An 18,419-nucleotide genomic window follows, 5' to 3' on the forward strand; every position below is an offset into this window, starting at 1 on the left:
TCTTCCCATTCATAGGTAGCAAGCAGGGTTTTAATGTCCCTCAGCAATTGAGCGCATCTCTTTCACGGCATCACTTAAGTTTGGAGCTTTAAAAAGGCTCGTTCCCGCTACAAGCACATTGGCACCCGCTTCGACACATCGTCTAACATTCTGATTTGTTACCCCGCCGTCCACTTGTATGTCAAAAGGAGGCAATTGATTCTCAGCTGCATGGCCGCTCTTAGGAGTTATTCCGCCGGCACGGATATTGAGCCGATTACACAGATCGCGGGTAAACTTGACCTTATCCAGCACCTCTTCAATGAATTCCTGACCACCAAATCCTGGATTGACGGTCATCAAAAGAATCATATCACACTTATCCAAATATTTGGGAATCAACGATAGGGAGGTTTCTGGATTAAATGCTAAACCAGCTCGGATATTGCACTTACGTATATAAGCTAAAGTCTCTTCAACATCTTCTGTCGCTTCGATGTGAAAGGTGATACTATCAGCACCAGCCTCAACAAATCTTTCTATATAGTCAAAGGGATTATAAATCATCAAGTGGACATCTAAAAAGAGATCGGTCGCGCGATTGATCGCTGCAACGGCTTGTGACCCCATCGTCAGGTTTGGAACGAAGTGTCCATCCATGATATCAAGATGTAAAGAATCGGCCCCTGCTTGTTCGACACGCTTAGCCTCGTCGGCTAAATGTCCAAAGTCTCCTGCTAAAATGGAAGGAGCAATTTTTACAGCTTGTGGTTGTTTTTTCATGATTTGTCCGTTTTCTCTCAAGTTTCCTTAGTTCATACCGCGATAGTAAATCAAAAGTCAAGCTAGGTTTTCTTCTTTAACTTGAGCATGTTCTTCACCGATTACCTAAAACAGGGATGATCATCCTTTTTAAAATCCAAAGCAAATAAAAAATTAACAATTAATTTTGCACATACTTTGTTCATATGATTTGACTAAAAAAAATATAGCATCTATGCTATGATGCAGAAAACTTAATAGTCAATTCAAATGTATCAAATTCCTAGTTTTACTAATATCTCTACCCTCGTCGCAATTATTATTGTGCGCTAAGCGCACATTCCATTTTGCTTGCTTTCATTTTTCTCCTCCCAATTTAAAAGCCTATCGAGGCCAATCCATAGAACCTTGAAGCTTTATAGCATGAACATTGTTCATGGCCATCAGATTATTATGTTTATTAAATTTTGAATTAATTGAGAGTTTTATGTTTTCAGTTTCCCATTCACGTGTATTATCTACCGGACTGGCCATGTTTTCAATGTTTTTTGGCGCCGGCAATGTCGTCTTTCCTCTAGTCATCGGCCAAGTGGCCCGCCAGGAAACTCCCTATGCAATCGCAGGCCTTTTATTAACAGCTGTTGGCGTCCCCTTTCTCGGCTTATTAGCAATTTTCCTGTTCCAGGGAAGCTATCAGCGCTTTTTTGCCCGTTTAGGCCGCATACCAGGCTTTTTACTCTCTGCCGCCATCATGCTACTCATCGGCCCTTTCGGCGGACTCCCCCGCTGCATCGCCCTTTCCCACGCGACTTTAAAATTGTCGATTCCTTCACTTTCGTTTGGAGCCTTTAGCGTTGCAGCCTGCTTATTGATCTTTGCATGCACAGTGAAAAAAAATCGCATTTTAGGACTGCTCGGCTACTTTTTGACCCCTCTTTTGCTCCTCAGCCTATTTACCATCGTCGTCATGGGGCTCTCCTCGACTTCAACGCTCGAAGCTTCTACTTTTAGTAAAAGCGATGCGTTCGTGCACGGCTTGATAGAAGGCTACAATACCATGGACCTCTTAGCCTCCTTCTTCTTTTCTTCCATCATCTTTAGCGGATTAAAACAAGATCTGGCGACTAACGATCCGAAGCAAGAACCTTACCTCTTCCAAATCGCCCTAAAAGCCAGCTGCATAGGCGGCCTCCTGCTCTCCCTCGTTTATATTGGCTTTAGCTACGTTGCCGCTTACCATTCAGCAAGTCTAAGCCAACACAATCAGGGTGAACTACTAGGAGCATTGACTCTCAACATATTAGGCCCTTATGCAGGTATCGTTGCCTCTATGACAATTGCTTTGGCCTGTTTAACGACAGCAATTGCTCTAGCAACAGTGTTTGCCGAATTCCTGCAAAAAACCTTAAACAACCGCATCTCCTATGTCCAGGCACTCCTTTTAACCCTTCTGACTGGATATACCGTCTCGACTTTGGAATTTACAGGCATCGTCTCTCTCTTGGCCCCGTTGCTCCAAGTTGCCTATCCCGCCTTGATCGCCTTTACCATCGCCAATATCGCCTATTGCTGGTATAAAGCGGCCGATTTAAAAGCCTCCGAGTGGTAGACATGGTTCAAATCAACTATGTCAACTAATCAAATCCTAACCCAACTTGTTAGTTTGTTTTTAATCCAAACAAATTAACAGGTTGCCTAAATAAAATTAGTTATATATAATTTTTTAACAATTAGTTAAACAAGTCGACTTTTAAAAAAAGCAAAGGAAGGTTATGAAAAAACCCTCGCCCAAATCCAATACATTAGCAACCGGGCTTGCGATGTTCTCCATGTTTTTTGGAGCTGGCAATGTTGTATTCCCTCTCGCTTTGGGCCAATATGCACAAGATCAGAATATTTATGCCATTCTAGGACTTTTATTAACCGCTGTTGGCGTCCCTTTTTTAGGATTAGTTGCCATGACACTTTTTGATGGAAACTACCGTTTATTTTTTGGCCGGCTAGGGAAAACGCCAGGATTTTTGATCGCGTTGGTGATTATGGGGCTCATTGGCCCTTTTGGCGCCCTGCCGCGCTGCATAGCCCTTTCATTTTCAACGATCAAACTTTATCTTCCGGATATCAGCTTAATTCCCTTTAGTTTAATTTCTTGCGCGCTCATTTATTTTTTTACAGTGCGCAAAAATAACATTATCGATGTATTGGGATATGTTTTAACCCCCTTCCTATTATTCTCTTTATGCTTCATCATCGTCAAAGGATTTTCAGAAGCAACAACTCTCCCAACGACTTCTCACCAGCCAGCCGAGATTTTTTTTAAAGGGCTGCAGGAAGGCTATCAGACAATGGATCTTTTAGGTGCCTTTTTCTTTTGCTCCGTCGTACTGGCATGCTTAAAAAGAGGAACAGAGCCAAGCGAGCACGAACATGTGAACTACAAAAAGATGATTATCCAAACGCTCAAGGCTAGCTGCATTGGAGCTTCTTTACTCGCCTTCATCTACGTTGGATTTAGTTATGTGGCTGCTTTCAATAGTGAAACATTGGCAGGAGTCTCGAAAGATCTCATTTTAGCAACACTTTCGCACCAGATATTGGGTCCTTATGCCGGAATCATTGCCTCTATAGCCGTTGCTTTGGCTTGCTTGACAACAGCCATTGCCTTGGCCGCTGTATTCGCCGAATATCTTCACCTTGATGTCTCGCAAGAAAAACTTTCTTATCATGCCTCTTTATTTATCACGCTTGCCGTATCATTTGTGATTTCGACGCTCGACTTTACTGGCATTATTGCTTTCCTGGCGCCGATCTTAGAGGTATGCTATCCTGGGCTAATCGTCCTCAGCATAGTCAACATCGCTTACAAGCTCTTTCACTTCAAACCCGTTCGAGCTCCCGTTTTTGGTGCTTTTGCTCTCTCCTTCTTTCACTACGTTTTTCACCTATAAAAATGCCTCTCTTCCCCAAGGCATAATGCCCTGGGGAAGGCTTTTATTCTTAAACAAATCTGGCCGCCTATCTAATAATTATCTTCATTTTCCTCGTCAATGCTTGGCAGAAAAGGAGTAAATGAAAGCAGCCTTGGCAACTTTAAACTTCGCACAGCTTCTTCAACAGGCAAGCCCATCAAGCTCGAGTGAATGACTGTCCATTCACGTTCATCAACCAACTCATTCCAGGAACTTTGATCTTGCTCTTGCAAGCGACCGACATTCATAGAAATTTTAAACCAAATGCAGTGTGGAAGTGCCTTCTATTGCCCTCTCGGCAATCTCTTCCTTATAGGCACAAGAGTCCTTATCTTCAGATCTATTTCCTTCAATAAGCCTTGACCTAATACGCATCAAAGTCTCCAAGCTGCTGAAATTTTTCCAAGGCCCGCGGCAAAAGAGAATGGAACCTCGCCATTGCTTCTAGACTTTCTTTGTGATGCTGAGAAAGTTCCGGCTCTCTAACTATTTCACATAATAGATAGGCGTACGACAAACTTTTTTCGAAGACTTGTGAAATGACGCTAAGAGTTGGCACCCAGCAATCAGCAGAGTATGAGCGCAATCCGGCTATTAAATGAGAATGGCTATGGCGCGTATCTGAAGCGATTTTCCCCTAGATTTTATCAACAACTCGAATTTTCTCATTTGGCTTTAGCTCTGCTAAAACATCCAATGCATCAATGAGATGCATCCTTTCTAAATCCCAGTGAGAAATAAAATGTGCCCTTCTAACTTATTAACTATAACAACCCTAACAACCCCTCTAAAAAAATTATTTTGGATGAATTTAAGCAATCGCCTAAATACAATTGAATACGCGGTTAAACATGATTAATCCACACCTATCGTCTCAACCTAGCATAGGGCTTTTTTTGTGTTATCAATTTCACTTAATCCCTTCATACATCAATAGAAGCAATCGAAAGAATGGAGAACCCATTTGACTTTATTGGCCACACCCCCTAAAATCCTAAGTAAAAAATTTAAAAAAAACGACTAGGCATGATTGTCCTCCCCCCTTTTAGCTTGCTTCCTTTTACCCAACAGATTGCTCAAAAAACGTCCCGATCTTTTTTCTCAAGTGAACGAGCTTTATTGTTACTGTCAATCGCAACCCTAGCGCTTTTATCTTTAACTCTTGCGATCTATAGTAAGTCATTAAAATACCGCACATTTACTAAAGTCCCTCAAAGCGAGCCATCAACTACTCAAACCCTTTTCACTCAAATAATCTCTTCCCCCCCTGGCACCCTTCGCCTATCTCATCAAAACTTCAGTGAACATCCTAACGAATCGCGAGCGGCCTTTCCAAGAGAACCCGATGACTCTGCCTCATCCAATCTATGCTTTCCTCAAATCCCAGTCCCAACTTCAGTGATCGAAAGCATTAGCGATCGCGAGCAAGCCATTCCAGAGCCTCGAGTCGCCCTCAAACTAACCCTTCCAGAAGGAATCTCTTTTGAAGGATCGATCTTGCCGACAGAAAACGCACCTCTTTCACCTTCCCAGCTTTCTTCCAGCTTTCAGGGCAGCCTTCTCTATCCTGATGGAACCACGATAAAAGGACTGTTTGAAAAAGGCGAGTTGAACGGGGAAGGATCTGTCTTTTATGGCGATTGCCAAACTGAAGCAAGCGGTCATTTTACCAATGGAAATCTAGTCGAAGGAATAGCTTCATATGCGGATGGAGAAATAATTGAAGGAACCTTTCACAACCACAAATTGAACGGTTTTGGAAAAGTGGCTTATAAAGATGGAATGATAAGAAAAGGACTATTCGCAGACGGCATGCTGGAAGGTAAGGGAGAAATCATCGTCCCCCGGCACCAATCATCTACTCAGTCTCCTCATTATCTTAATGGTTGCTTTAAAGCAGACGAATTGATCTCAGGAGAGATGGTTTATGCCGATCGCACCCTAACTGGAACGTTTAAGAATCATTTGTTAGAGGGCCCCGGCTGCACAACCACCTACGGTGATGATGACATCTTCTTGGAAGGGGAATTTAAAGCTGGAATGCTTGAGGGTCTTGGCCAAATTACGTACAAAAGAGGGCCTCGGCTAGAAGGATTCTTTAAACAAGGAGAGTTAAACGGCCCGGCAACCATCACCTACGCCGATCAAAGAACGGCACAAGGTTTTTTTATTGATGGAGAACTGAACGGAATTGGCCGAATTGAACTGATGGATGGGGCTGTTCATGAGGGCTTGTTTAAAAATGGTGCGCTTCAAGGCCTTGGTCAAATCACCCTCCCAGACGGAACTTTCTTCGCAGGATCGTTCGAAGGAGGCTTGCTCAATGGACCGGGACAGATCGGCTCTCCAACCGGGCAGTTAAAACAGGGCCTTTTCGCAAACGGAAGTCTTACATCATCCGAATCCATTGCCCTCCCAGAAATTCCAACTCTCGACCTCTCCAGGCTAGCAAAAGAATATTTATCTACCGATTCGGAGGAAAAAAGCCCTTTTATAACACTGATGATCCTCACCAATGTATGAGAGGCCTTCAAAACCATTTATTTGCCAAAATACTTTGAGGCTAAGCCTGCTCTTATTATCAATAAGAGACACTCTTTAGACGGTTGATTTCCCATGCATTTAAGTTCTGCTCAATGATCTGAAAAAGCTGCTCCCTCTTTTTAGGATCCTGTGTGCAGCAAATGTATCCGATGCACATATTTCCACCAGCTTTGGCATAAGCGTAAGCCAGCTCAGTAGCTGGAATATGCAACTCCTGAAGAGCTCGATTAATAACGTCCTTGATTTGGGCATCTTCAATAATAACTAAAACAAAAATATTGTATGGCTCTGTATGCAGCTTTAGATAGTACCCCTCTTGCTTATACTCACGTATCCCCTCTAAAAGCATCAAGAAAAGCGTTTTGAAAGCCTTAGGATCTAAAAGAGCTCTCACAACGACAGGTGATAAAGAATAGAAAAAATTCTCAAGCATCAATTCGTCATAATCGCGGCAATCGATTAATAAACGCCGAATGGCAGATAAAAGCTCATGCTGTTTAGAAATCATGCCGCCATTATAATCTCTTACTTCGCCGATAATGCGAGAAAGCTCTCCAACAACTGTTTGGCGGGCTTTATATAGATCAATGGAGTGATCGCCTCGCAAAAAGGCATCTTTTAAGATCTTCAAGCGAAAGACAGAAGCCTCTTTTGGATACTTTTTGCGCATATATCCCATGACCTTCGTGCGATCAGGAATGTATTCTGCAAAGGTTTCCAGATTTTTAAATAAGTCGGGCAAGGACCGGCTATTTGGCTTTAACACGCGAGCCAAAATGACGGTAAAGTAAAGATGCGAATACGCCTGCTCGTCAAAAGTAATAAAAACTTGCGGAATATCGCGTAAATATTTAATCTGATTAGTTAAAATAAGCATATTCCGCATAATTTCCTCTTCATTGCGAGGCATAAAAACTGGGTGCTGCTTGTGTTCGATGCGATTTTTTAAATGGGTCGGCAGCTCTTTTGCCAGCTTGCGAATGTCGGCAATTGAAAAATCGCTTCCATCTTTTTTTTCTATTTCCAAATAAGAAATGCAGATATTTTCTGATCCTAATTTATTCAGAAAGAAAGATTGATCAACAGCCTGGACAGAGGGAATATAGTGTTGGATAGCCTTCAACAAGTGTTTTTCTCCAAACGTTTCTTGATCTCTAAAAAAATTAACGCCTACAAGCAAGCTCAAAACTCTTTTTCTTCCAGTTGGAGTGCGTAGATAGGAACGGAAAATTTTTAGGCTTAGATGGCGGCGATGGGAATTTTTCTTGATGGATTCCCGAAGAGACTTGCGAAAAAGATACTGAATGCTAATGATGCGGCTTAAGTGACGTGGCTGCCGGATAGCCTTGAAATCATCCCGGCAAGTAACCAAGATATGCTGCATTTCGCTAAACACGTCTGCATCATATACGGCAGGAAAGCGCTTGACCAAGTAAGCGATAAAGCCTTGAATCAAGGCTGTCTTATCATCGGCTGAAAGCCCCTTAATTTCTAAAATGCGCTGAGCATAAAACTCTGAATGCATTCCCAAAGCAATTTCTGCCCCAATGATCGGAAAATGCCTTTGAATCTCTTCAAATTCTGCCTCATTCTCGACGCTAACCATTACTTCGCAAATGGTGTAGATTTCGTCACTTAACTCAGCTAAGCGAAAATCTGAGGCATAGACTAAGACGACGTTCAACCGTTTGCCCGGACATAACCAGCGGCTAACCATCTCAAAAAAAAACTTAAACGAATTGGTCCGATATTTGGAAATTGCAAAAAAAGATAAGTTTCCTGGGAATTGACGTGCATCTGAACACGTGATAAGAGGGATCAATTGCTGAAAAATCTCCCTTTGATGGGATCTAGTGGATTCCTCATTCTCTTTCTGATCGAAAAAATCCGCCGGCAAAATCTTTTTCAAAGTCCGCAGAATAATATCGTGATAATGCTGATTGATTACTCCATCGCCTTCAGGAGACTCAAAAAAGGTGGAAATGGTCAAGTTTGAACGGTTTGTCATGCTACCAACTTTAATTAAGCTAACTCGTAAAGAGGAGTTTGGGATCTTTCACGAGCTGCATCGGCAATCCGAGTTCCAGGATTATCTTCATACGAACACATAAAGGATCTTACGTGTAAAGGCAAGGCATTTTTAGCAGCCAATCTAATTGCTCGGGGATGCAAAATTTTTGCTCCTTGACTCACAATCTCTAAAGCATCCTGATAAGAAAGGTGCGAATACAAGATAGCATCTTTATGGCATTTGGGATCTCGATCGAAAACCCCTGGAACGTCTTTAAAAAATTCAATTTCTTCAGCCCCAAGCGCTACCCCTAAAGCGACTGCGGAAGTGTCAGATCCCCCTCTTCCAAGCGTTGTAATTTCTTTATGCAAGCTCACCCCTTGGAACCCTGCCACAATCACAATCTTTCCTTGCTCTAGGGTTTGGGTTAAACGGTGCGGCCTCACGTCGATAATTTGAGCATTGGTGTGTTGGGCGCACGTTAAAATCCCTGATTGGCTTCCTGTAAAGCTCACGGCCTCTCTCCCTTTGCGGCACAAAGCCATGGCTAATAATGACATACTAATCCGCTCTCCTGCACTAATTAGCATGTCGTACTCACGTTGAGGAGGATTGGGATGAACGCGATTGGCCAATTCAATCAATTGATTCGTTGTCTGCCCCATCGCGCTTACAACAATGACCAATCTAGCAAAATGATTCTGTCTTTCAATAATGAGATCGGCAATATGCGAAAAATGATCGGGAGAGGCAACCGAAGCTCCGCCAAATTTCATGACTAGTGTTTTCATAAATCGCTTCAATAATTGTTAAATCTTGCAAGCCTTAAAGTCTTAGAGGCCGTTTTTTAGTTAACTTAGAATCTTGCCCACTAAATAGGCACTAACACCGAACAAGCTTCAAAAAATCGATGCGATTGTTATAAACAATAGTTATTTATTTTTCTATTCAAGATACATTTTTTATTAAAATAAGATTTTGTCGCGCGATTTAATTCCTGTGAAAGTTGTTTTGAAGGTCTTGAAAATTTCGAAGACTATCAATAGTCAAGAAAAAAGTTAATGAATACTTCACAAAACTAGTCATAAATAATTTTAAATTATTACATTTCTCTCCACTTTAATAATCTCAAAACCTCTCTATTTTCCCACCATTTCCCCCTTTAAAATTTTATACCCCATTCGTCAACTCTTTTGATTGCTTTTTTTCTTTTGCATCTGTTAATCTATCACCATTATATGAAAACAGGAGAAACCTTTAAATGTCTAAACACCCTCAACACACTTGGAACGAGAGCAACATCGTTGATGACGTTCAATTTCAAGAGAAAGATGCAGAATTATTTAAAAATCTTTTAACTCAAATCGAGTCACAGCCCGTTGAAGAAAATTCTTTAATGAGCCCTGGTAGCATTCTCAAAGGACGTATCGTTGAAATTACGAAAGATCACGTCGTTGTTGATGTTGGTTTGAAGTCTGAAGGATTAGTACCTATTGAAGAATTTTCTGATCCATCTCAAGTTTACTTAGATGCAGAAGTTGAAGTTTTACTCGACCAAGCAGAAGATGATAATGGACAGATTGTCTTGTCTAGAGAGAAAGCTGAACGTCTCCGTCAATGGGAATACATTCTCGAGCATTGTGAAGAAGGTTCTATCGTTAAAGGTCGTGTTATCCGCAAAGTTAAAGGCGGCTTGATGGTTGATATCGGTATGGAGGCCTTCCTACCTGGATCACAGATCGACAACAAGCGTATCAAGAATCTAGATGACTACCTCGGCAAGACTTACGAATTCAAAATCTTGAAGATCAATATCGAACGCAAGAACGTTGTTGTTTCTCGTCGTGAACTGTTGGAAGCTGAGCGCATTTCCAAGAAAGCTGAAGTGCTTGAGCATATCCAGCCAGGCGACATTCGTGAAGGCGTTGTGAAAAACATTACAGACTTCGGTGTGTTCTTAGACTTAGATGGCATTGACGGTCTCTTGCACATTACAGACATGACATGGAAGCGTATTAAGCATCCTTCTGAGATGGTTCAATTAGGTCAAAAACTTGAAGTCATGATCTTGAGCGTGGATAAAGATAAAGGCCGCGTTGCATTGGGACTCAAGCAAAAAGGACCAAACCCTTGGGATCAAATCGAGCAGAAATACCCACCTGGAACACGCGTTCACGGCAAGATCGTCAACCTGCTTCCTTATGGTGCATTTATCGAAATCGAACCAGGCATCGAAGGGCTCATTCACGTTTCTGAAATGTCTTGGGTAAAAAACATTACTGATCCAAGCGAAGTTGTCAAGAAAGGTGATGAAGTTGAAGCGATCGTCTTGTCTGTTCAGAAAGAAGAAGGTAAAATCTCTTTAGGAATTAAGCAAACTGAGCACAATCCATGGGATGACGTTGAAAGAAAGTACCCAGTTGGACACAACGTTAAGGCTGAAATCCGCACGTTAACCAATTACGGCGCATTCGTCGAGTTAGAGCCAGGTGTTGAAGGCTTGATCCACATTTCTGATCTAAGCTGGATCAAGAAAGTTTCTCATCCTTCTGAAGTCTTGCGCAAAGGCGACATCGTTGATGCAATCATTCTGTCTGTTGACAAAGAAAGCAAAAAAATTACGCTTGGTGTAAAGCAACTTAGCACAAATCCATGGGAATCGATCGAAAAGACAATGCCAGTGGGTAGTTTGGTAAAAGGTAAAGTGACAAAGATTACAGCTTTCGGAGCATTCGTTGAGTTAGACAGCGGAATCGAAGGATTGATCCACGTTACAGAACTTTCTGATCAAGCTTTCGGAAAAGTTGAAGATGTTGTTTCAAAAGGCGATGAAGTCACTGCAAAGGTAATCAAGTTAGATCCTGAGCACAAGAAAATTGCTTTATCGATTAAAGAGTATTTGATTGATCAAAATCAATATAACCGCGACGATATTGTTGTAACTCCTGCTAAACGCAAGAAAAAAGAAGAGCAATCTGAGCACGAAGAATCAGAAGAGTAGGCTTCGCCTCTTTCACACTCTCTGCTGGACAAATTAAATCCAGCTAAGTTCCTTTAGCAATTCCCAAGCAAAGGAAAGATGGAGAGGGTGAAAATTGATTAGTTAAGCTTGGGCTTTGACAAGACCTCCTTTTGGAGGTCTTGTCTCATTACGAGAATTTAAATTTAAATGATTCCTTGCTCATTGTTAGGTCGTTTCTTAACAGTTGGCAAAAAATCCTTTAAGGATAAACGTGAGGGTCGATAGTGTCTACAAAAGGCACTGTCTTCTTAGATCTAGTCATTTTTTCTTCTTTATAGCATTTTGTTAAAATTGCAAAGTGGCTAGTCTAAGTAATGATTTCCTCTCATTAGACTTTTTGTACCATTGGAAATTTTGAATTTTCTTGATGATTTATTTTATTGATCCGGCTGCTGCCGGAGGTAGGCAGCCGGATCAACAAAATAAATCGAGAAAAGAAAAGACCAAATTTCTAATGATGCAAGAAGTCCATTATGATCTGGCCTTTGGAACTTCCTAAAGATCAGGCATGCGTGGATATAGCACTCTTTTCTCCGAGTCGAAAGGCTTGAAAGTTAAAGATGAAATCTATCGCTCTTGCCTAATAGTGAAGGAAAAAAATCCAAAGATCAGGTTAATAGGGATTTAAGACATCTTATCTATTACAGAATTGAGGCATTAAGCATGAACAAAGATCTCATTGCAATCTTTGAATATTTAGAAAGAGAAAAAGGCATCAAGCGTGAACTTGTAATTAGTGCCATTGAGGAGTCTCTACAAGCTGCAGCTCGTAAAAGCGTATCAGGAGCTTCTAATGTCACAGTTACCATTCATCCTAAGACTGGAAATATTGATGTTTACTGCGAAAAAGAAATTGTTGAAGACGTAGAAGTGCCTTCGCAAGAGATCTCATTAATTGCCGCTCGAGAAATTGATCCTGATTGCGAGATCGGACAATTTATTGATGTTGTTGTCACACCGAAAGATTTTGGGCGTATTGCTGCGCAAAAAGCGCGCCAGATTATTACCCAAAAGTTGCGTGGTGCAGAGCGCGATGTCATTTACGAAGAGTATCGCCACCGCGTTAACGAACTCATTTCCGGTACCGTTAAGCGTTTTGTGAGAGGCTCCAACCTCATTATCGATTTGGGCAAAGTTGAAGCCATTTTACCAACACGCGAGTATCCCAAAACTGAGAAGTATCAAGTTGGTGAAAAAGTTTTAGCTCTCCTGCTCGAAGTGAAAGACACCGAAAACGGCGGTGCAGAAGTCATTTTATCGCGCAGCAGCCCCGAATTTGTCAAGCAGTTGCTTGTCCAGGAAGTTCCAGAAGTCAGCGATGGAACAATCCTCATTGACAAGATTGTAAGAGATGCTGGTTACCGCACAAAATTAACCGTCCGTTCAACCGACTTAAAAGTTGACCCGGTTGGCGCATGTGTGGGCATGAGAGGAAACCGTGTTAAAAATATCGTTCGTGAACTCCACAACGAAAAAATTGACATTATTCCGTTTTCTAACGATCCGATAGAGCTGTTGCAAAACGCCTTATCGCCAATAGAAATCCGTAAGATTAGCTTAAATGAAGAAGAAGATGTCATTTCTATTGTCGTCGAAGACGATGATTTTGCTGCCGTTATTGGAAAAAAAGGAATGAATGCGCGACTTAACAGTCGCTTAATTGGCTATGACTTAGAAGTCCAACGCATGACGGACTACAACCGAGCCATGGCTATTCAAAGGAATGAGCTTGCAGCAACAGACGATCCAACTCTAAATCAACCTCTGGAAGCGATTGAAGGAATTAACAGCCTGATCTTTGACCACTTAGTCGATGCGGGTTATAACACCTTAAAATCTCTTCTGACAGCAACTCCCAAAGAGTTAGCAGCCATTCCCGGTATCAGCCTAGAAATGGCAGATAAAATTTTAGAACAAATAAGAAAACAAAGGACATAGAGCGTTGGCCAAGAATCTTAAATTGAACATCAAAAACGCCCAAATTGCCGAAGCCATTAATTTAACCGGTTTGAAAAGCAAATTGGCGAAGAAAAAAGAAGAGGATGCTTCTAAAAAGGCTTCTCCAGCTAAATCTGCTCCTAAAACAGCTAAAGCTGAAGCAGAAGAATTGCCAAAAGAAGAAGCTCCTCGGATTCGAGCTCGCTCTAAGTCAGCTTTTGCGGAGTCTTCTACCGATCATCCAACTAAAGAAACGCCAGACGCTATCGAGCCATCAGGCGAAGAAGAGTTAGAACACATCGACACTGCCCAATCTGAGGAAGAAGAACCTCGCATTAAGACTAGCGCAGAAATTCGCCAGGAAATTTTCGGGGAAGATTTTTTAAAAGAACCTATAAAGAGCTCTTTTGAAATCGAGGTTACAGAAGTCGTTGAAGAAAAAGCCGAAGAGAAACCTGCTATTGTAGAATCCTCTGCACCAGTTGCAGAGGAACCAAAACCAAAACCAGTAGAGGTTAAGGAGAAAGCGGCATCCGCTCCAGCTCCTCATGCACCCCGCAAAGACGTGCATGTTACTCCTCGCGAAGTTCATCCACCCCGTGATAAGCTGGGTCCAACAGGCAAGCATATGAGAGACTTCTTAAAACCCAAAGCACCTCCTCAGCCTCAACCAAAAGCAGAAGCCGGAGTAGCCGGCCAAAGTTCAAAAGAATCGGCTGAAGGCGCTAAAGACAAAAACGATAAAAATAAAATCAAACCAAAGGCCAAGGCTTTCGACGACGAAGTCAAAACACCTGCGGAAGATGACCGCAAAGGGATTAAAACAGCGAAATTTAAAGAATTCCGCGACGTAAAACCTGCTCGTAAACAAGAAACACGTCAATTCGATGCACGCGATAGACAAGGCCTGCGCTCAACAGAAGACGATCAGCACTGGCGTAAGCGCAGAGCTAAGCAGCGTCATCAATACCAAGAAGATACGACTATCCGTCCAACTTCTCTGAAGGTACGTCTGCCTATCACAATTAAAGATCTAGCTTCTGAGATGAAATTAAAAGCTTCTCAATTAGTTGGAAAGCTCTTTTTGCAAGGAATCGTCGTCACTTTAAATGACATATTGGAAGATGAAACAACCATTCAACTTCTCGGACAGGAATTTGGCTGCGATATCTCTATTGATACAGCGGAAGAAAAGCGCATTCAGATTACAGACAAGAGTATTCGCGAAGAGCTGCAACACTCTCCACCAGAGCAGCTCCAGCTAAGGCCCCCTGTCGTAGCATTTATGGGGCACGTCGACCATGGTAAAACTAGTTTGATCGATGCTATACGCAAGAGTAATCGTGCAGCCGGTGAAGCTGGAGCCATTACGCAGCATATCGGCGCTTTCCGCTGCCATACTGCAGTTGGCGATATTGCCATCTTAGATACTCCTGGTCACGAAGCCTTTTCTGCCATGCGTGCAAGAGGTGCCGATGTCACAGACATCGTCGTTTTGGTCGTTGCGGGAGACGAGGGTTTAAGACAACAGACGATTGAAGCCATTCAGCACGCAAGAGCTGCGAATGTCATTATGGTTGTCGCCATCAACAAGAGCGATAAGCCAAACTTCAATCCGGAAACCGTCTATAGACAATTATCAGAGCAAAACCTTTTGCCAGAAGCTTGGGGTGGTCAGACAATCACAGTCAACTGTTCGGCAGTTACTGGAGAAGGTATCCCTGAATTGTTAGAGATGCTAGCTCTACAAGCTGAAGTCTTAGAGTTGCGTGCAAATCCAGAAATGAGAGCCAGAGGAACCGTTCTTGAATCTGAAATGCACAAAGGAATGGGATCTGTTGCCACTATTCTCGTTCAAAACGGTACACTCAGGCGCGGCGATGCCTTGGTATTCGGCTTACTATGGGGCCGTGTTAAAACCATGCACGACGAATATGGCAAAGAACTGCAAGAAGCCGGACCTTCAACACCTGTTGAAATCACAGGCTTATCAGGCCTTCCTGAAGCCGGACAAGAGTTCATCGTTGTGAAGAATGAAAAGGAAGCCCGCGATATTGCAGAAGTGCGTTCAGTAGGTGCTCGCCAAACGAGCTTCATGCAGCAGCAGAAAAAGAAAGTTTCTATGGAAAATATCTTACAGCAAGCTTCTGCAACAGGCAAAAAGACTCTCAATCTGGTTCTGCGTGCAGACGTGCAGGGATCGTTGGAAGCTCTTAAAGTTGCTTTGCTTAAAATTGAATCGGATAAGGCTGATTTAAACATCATCTTTACCGGTGTCGGTGAAGTATCAGAATCTGACGTTCAGTTAGCAGCGGCATCTAAAGCTGTGATTTTAGGCTTCCATACGCAAATTGAGAGCCATGCAGAGCCTTTAGTAAAGCAGCTGGGCATTCAGGTGCGCTTACACAGCATCATCTATCACGCAATCGATGATATTAAAATCTTAATGGCTGGCTTGCTTGAGAAGATTGCTCAAGAAACTGAAAAAGGTAAAGCCATCGTCAAAGCAACCTTTAAATCTTCACATGCAGGCGTCATTGCAGGCTGTCAAGTATCTGAAGGAAGCATTCACCGTAATAACTATGTTCGTCTTAAGCGTGGTCAAGAGACTGTTTGGAAAGGAACGATTTCCTCTCTCAAACGCGTTAAAGAAGATGTTCGCGAAGTTCAAAAAGGACTTGAATGCGGTATTCTTCTTAATAACTACACCGATATTCGCGAAGGCGACATTATCGAAGCTTATGACGTGACTTATATTTCACAAGAGTTATAAAAGATTATGGCTATAGAACGTACAGACAGACTTAATTCTCTTTTAAAAGAAGTCATCTCAGAAGTGATCAGACGTGACGTGCGCAACCCGCACGTCACGGAGCTTGTCACGGTGACTCGCGTTCAGATTTCAAAAGATTTACACTACGCTAAAGTCTTTATTAGCGTAATTGGAACTGAACAGGATAAGGCAGAAACCTTGGCTGCTTTAAAATCGGCAGCAGGTTTTATTGCTGTCAACGCCTCTCAAAAAGTCGTTATGCGCTACTTCCCAGAGCTCAACTTTAAACTCGATGACAGCGTAGACAAACACATGCGCATCGAAGAGCTGCTTGGAGAGATCACTAAAGAAAGAGAGTCCCGCCAAGGAGACAGCAGTGACCATGACCAACAGGAGCCCTAGCGCTCCTCCTCCCGCCGTTCAAGGCATTTTACTCATTAATAAACCGAAAGGAAAAACCTCTTTTAGTTTAGTTAGAGAACTTCGCAAGCTGCTGAATGTAAAGAAAATTGGACATGCTGGCACGCTTGATCCATTTGCGACAGGCGTCATGGTCATGTTAATTGGCCGCGACTATACCCGCCTCTCAGATCGCTTTTTGCTAAGCGATAAGGAATATGTCGCACAAGTACATCTAGGCATTGTGACTGATACCTATGATTGCGAAGGACAAATCTTATCTCGCTCCGAAAAGGTTCCAAGCGTCGAAGAGATTCAGCAAGCGCTAACCTTTTTTCAGGGCGAAATCGAGCAAATCCCTCCTATGTTTTCTGCAAAGAAAAAGCAAGGCAAGAAACTATACGAATTGGCGCGTCAAGGTATTGAGATTGAAAGAGAACCGGTTAAAATTAACGTGCAAACCGAGCTTCTTTCATTCACCTATCCTTACCTGGAACTACGAATCAAGTGCAGCAAAGGAACGTACATACGCAGCCTGGCTTATGATCTTGGGCAGAAATTAGGATGCGGTGCTCATTTATCGAACCTCACTCGCACACGCAGTGGCAATTTTCTTTTGGAAAATTGTATAGATGGCACACAACTGCAGGAGCCTACGCTCAATCTAGCCGAATCTCTTATCCACTTAAATAACTAGCCTTTAGGGCTCTTAGAGGATATCTTAAAGAGAGCTATAAAGGCAAAACATCCGAATATATCCCTTTAGCCTATGTTAAAGGGATGTTTTTTAGATTTAGACAACCACTTTACTGACCGCAACGACGCTATTTGAGGACCTTCTATGCATCTTTACCATCAGCTCGAAGAATTCAAAGATCAAAAAACACCCGTTGTCTTGACAATAGGAAATTTCGATGGAGTACATCTTGGCCATTTAGCCGTTTTACAAAGATCTCAAGCTGTTGCAAAGCGAGTAGAGGCACATACAGTCGTTATTACTTTTAGCAATCACCCATCAGAAGTTCTACGCCCAGAAGATCCCACCCTTTTACTTTGCACGCTTCCACACAAGATCGCTCTTTTAGAAGCCAATCAAGTCGATCACTTAATGCTCCTCCCCTTTACTCGCTATCTCGCTCTTCACAGCGCCGCATCATTTGTTGAGCGGGTTAGGCAATTCATTCCATTTTCGCACCTTATTCTTGGACATGACGCCACTTTGGGACGCGATAGACAAGGCAACCGCGATGTCATGCAATCACTTGCTGAAGCCTGGGGTTTTGAAGTCTATTACTTGGAAGAATATCGCTATGAGGGACTTCCTGTCTCTAGCACACGAATTAGACAGTTAGTGCAAAAGGGTGAGTTCGATCAGGCCGAAGTATTGCTCGGTCGCCCCTACTCAATCTATTCAGGCATTTCCACAGGACTTGGCAAAGGAAGGCAGATAGGCTATCCAACAGCAAACATTCCAGTCAAAGGACTTTGCTTACCGCCACAAGGGGTCTATGTGGTGGAAGTCAATAAAGACGGCAAAATCTATCAAGGCATTGCCAATTTAGGCGTTGCCCCGACCGTCAGACAAGATGGAGTCCCATTGCTAGAAGTCCACATTCTAGCCGAGAATGTCGAACTATCAGAGCACCCAATCGAAGTCATCTTTCTTAAATTTATACGCCCCGAGAGAAAATTCGATGGCTTAGAGGCTTTGCGGGAACAAATTAAGCAGGACGTCGATTTTGCCAAAAACTATCAAAAGCAGCGCGATCCTCTCAATTTTTAAAATCTGCCGCATAGCCAAATGGTTTAAGAAGCTCATTGATTCTGAAACCAGAATCAATTACTTAAATCCGATAGCCTCATGCACTGGATTGTTGCAGTAGGCTCAAGGATTTAAGAGAAGTTTAAACGAATATTTTCATTTTGCCCTCAAGCCAACCTCTTTCCAAGAACCCTATACTACTGATCCTGCAGTCAGGTTCTCTTGAAAAGGTCTTGCCAAGGCAGTAAAAGCCGTACTTT

Annotated in this window: 13 protein-coding genes; 9 read left to right on the forward strand and 4 right to left on the reverse strand. The window is 42.6% G+C overall.

The annotated features are described in order from the left end of the window. Window positions 1–30 precede the first annotated feature (30 nt). Window positions 31–762, reverse strand: a complete 732-nt coding sequence (rpe, locus tag PNK_RS06725; protein ID WP_032125697.1) for a ribulose-phosphate 3-epimerase — start codon at window positions 760–762, stop codon at window positions 31–33. Between the two features lie 466 nt (window positions 763–1,228). Here rpe and PNK_RS06730 point away from each other — a divergent pair, with 466 nt between their 5' ends. Together PNK_RS06730 and brnQ are read left to right on the forward strand one after the other, a co-directional pair. Beyond that, window positions 1,229–2,350: a branched-chain amino acid transport system II carrier protein gene (locus PNK_RS06730; RefSeq protein WP_059062374.1), complete on the forward strand. Its 1,122-nt coding sequence runs from the start codon at window positions 1,229–1,231 to the stop codon at window positions 2,348–2,350. 163 nt (window positions 2,351–2,513) lie between these two features. Continuing rightward, a complete protein-coding gene (brnQ, locus tag PNK_RS06735) occupies window positions 2,514–3,689 on the forward strand; it encodes a branched-chain amino acid transport system II carrier protein (RefSeq protein ID WP_079992848.1) in 1,176 nt (391 codons plus the stop codon). A gap of 71 nt (window positions 3,690–3,760) precedes the next feature. On the opposite strand, the gene PNK_RS06740 is transcribed toward brnQ, so the two are convergent. Further along, entirely contained in the window at window positions 3,761–3,958 is a 198-nt protein-coding gene (locus tag PNK_RS06740) for a hypothetical protein (RefSeq protein ID WP_059061131.1), read from the reverse strand. 778 nt (window positions 3,959–4,736) lie between these two features. On the opposite strand from PNK_RS06740, the gene PNK_RS06745 reads away from it, so the two are divergent. Further along, window positions 4,737–6,233 (forward strand): MORN repeat-containing protein, encoded by a 1,497-nt coding sequence (locus PNK_RS06745; RefSeq protein WP_059061135.1) that lies wholly within the window; start codon window positions 4,737–4,739, stop codon window positions 6,231–6,233. 58 nt (window positions 6,234–6,291) lie between these two features. On the opposite strand, the gene PNK_RS06750 is transcribed toward PNK_RS06745, so the two are convergent. Together PNK_RS06750 and PNK_RS06755 are read right to left on the reverse strand one after the other, a co-directional pair. Continuing rightward, a complete protein-coding gene (locus PNK_RS06750; protein ID WP_051981992.1) occupies window positions 6,292–8,262 on the reverse strand; it encodes a hypothetical protein in 1,971 nt (656 codons plus the stop codon). 14 nt (window positions 8,263–8,276) lie between these two features. Next, on the reverse strand, window positions 8,277–9,056 hold the full coding sequence (locus tag PNK_RS06755; protein WP_032125700.1) for an aspartate kinase: 780 nt from the start codon (window positions 9,054–9,056) through the stop codon (window positions 8,277–8,279). Between the two features lie 470 nt (window positions 9,057–9,526). Between PNK_RS06755 and rpsA the strand changes: the two genes are divergently transcribed. The 6 genes from rpsA (at window position 9,527) to PNK_RS06785 (ending at window position 18,180) form a co-directional block, all read left to right on the forward strand. Then, window positions 9,527–11,266 (forward strand): 30S ribosomal protein S1, encoded by a 1,740-nt coding sequence (rpsA, locus tag PNK_RS06760; RefSeq protein WP_032125701.1) that lies wholly within the window; start codon window positions 9,527–9,529, stop codon window positions 11,264–11,266. 684 nt (window positions 11,267–11,950) lie between these two features. Beyond that, window positions 11,951–13,225 carry a transcription termination factor NusA gene (nusA, locus tag PNK_RS06765; RefSeq protein WP_032125702.1) on the forward strand — a complete coding sequence of 425 codons (1,275 nt, stop codon included), beginning with the start codon at window positions 11,951–11,953 and terminating at the stop codon, window positions 13,223–13,225. Window positions 13,226–13,229: 4 nt separating this feature from the next. Next, window positions 13,230–15,998 carry a translation initiation factor IF-2 gene (gene infB, locus PNK_RS06770; protein WP_059061137.1) on the forward strand — a complete coding sequence of 923 codons (2,769 nt, stop codon included), beginning with the start codon at window positions 13,230–13,232 and terminating at the stop codon, window positions 15,996–15,998. Between the two features lie 6 nt (window positions 15,999–16,004). Beyond that, window positions 16,005–16,400: a 30S ribosome-binding factor RbfA gene (gene rbfA, locus PNK_RS06775; RefSeq protein ID WP_032125704.1), complete on the forward strand. Its 396-nt coding sequence runs from the start codon at window positions 16,005–16,007 to the stop codon at window positions 16,398–16,400. Next, entirely contained in the window at window positions 16,381–17,094 is a 714-nt protein-coding gene (gene truB / locus PNK_RS06780) for a tRNA pseudouridine(55) synthase TruB (RefSeq protein WP_059061139.1), read from the forward strand. The genes rbfA and truB overlap by 20 nt, the downstream gene beginning before the upstream one ends. A 144-nt stretch (window positions 17,095–17,238) precedes the next feature. Continuing rightward, window positions 17,239–18,180, forward strand: a complete 942-nt coding sequence (locus PNK_RS06785) for a bifunctional riboflavin kinase/FAD synthetase (RefSeq protein ID WP_059061141.1) — start codon at window positions 17,239–17,241, stop codon at window positions 18,178–18,180. Window positions 18,181–18,419: the final 239 nt, after the last annotated feature.

This window comes from Candidatus Protochlamydia naegleriophila, assembly GCF_001499655.1.
Taxonomy (GTDB): domain Bacteria; phylum Chlamydiota; class Chlamydiia; order Chlamydiales; family Parachlamydiaceae; genus Protochlamydia; species Protochlamydia naegleriophila.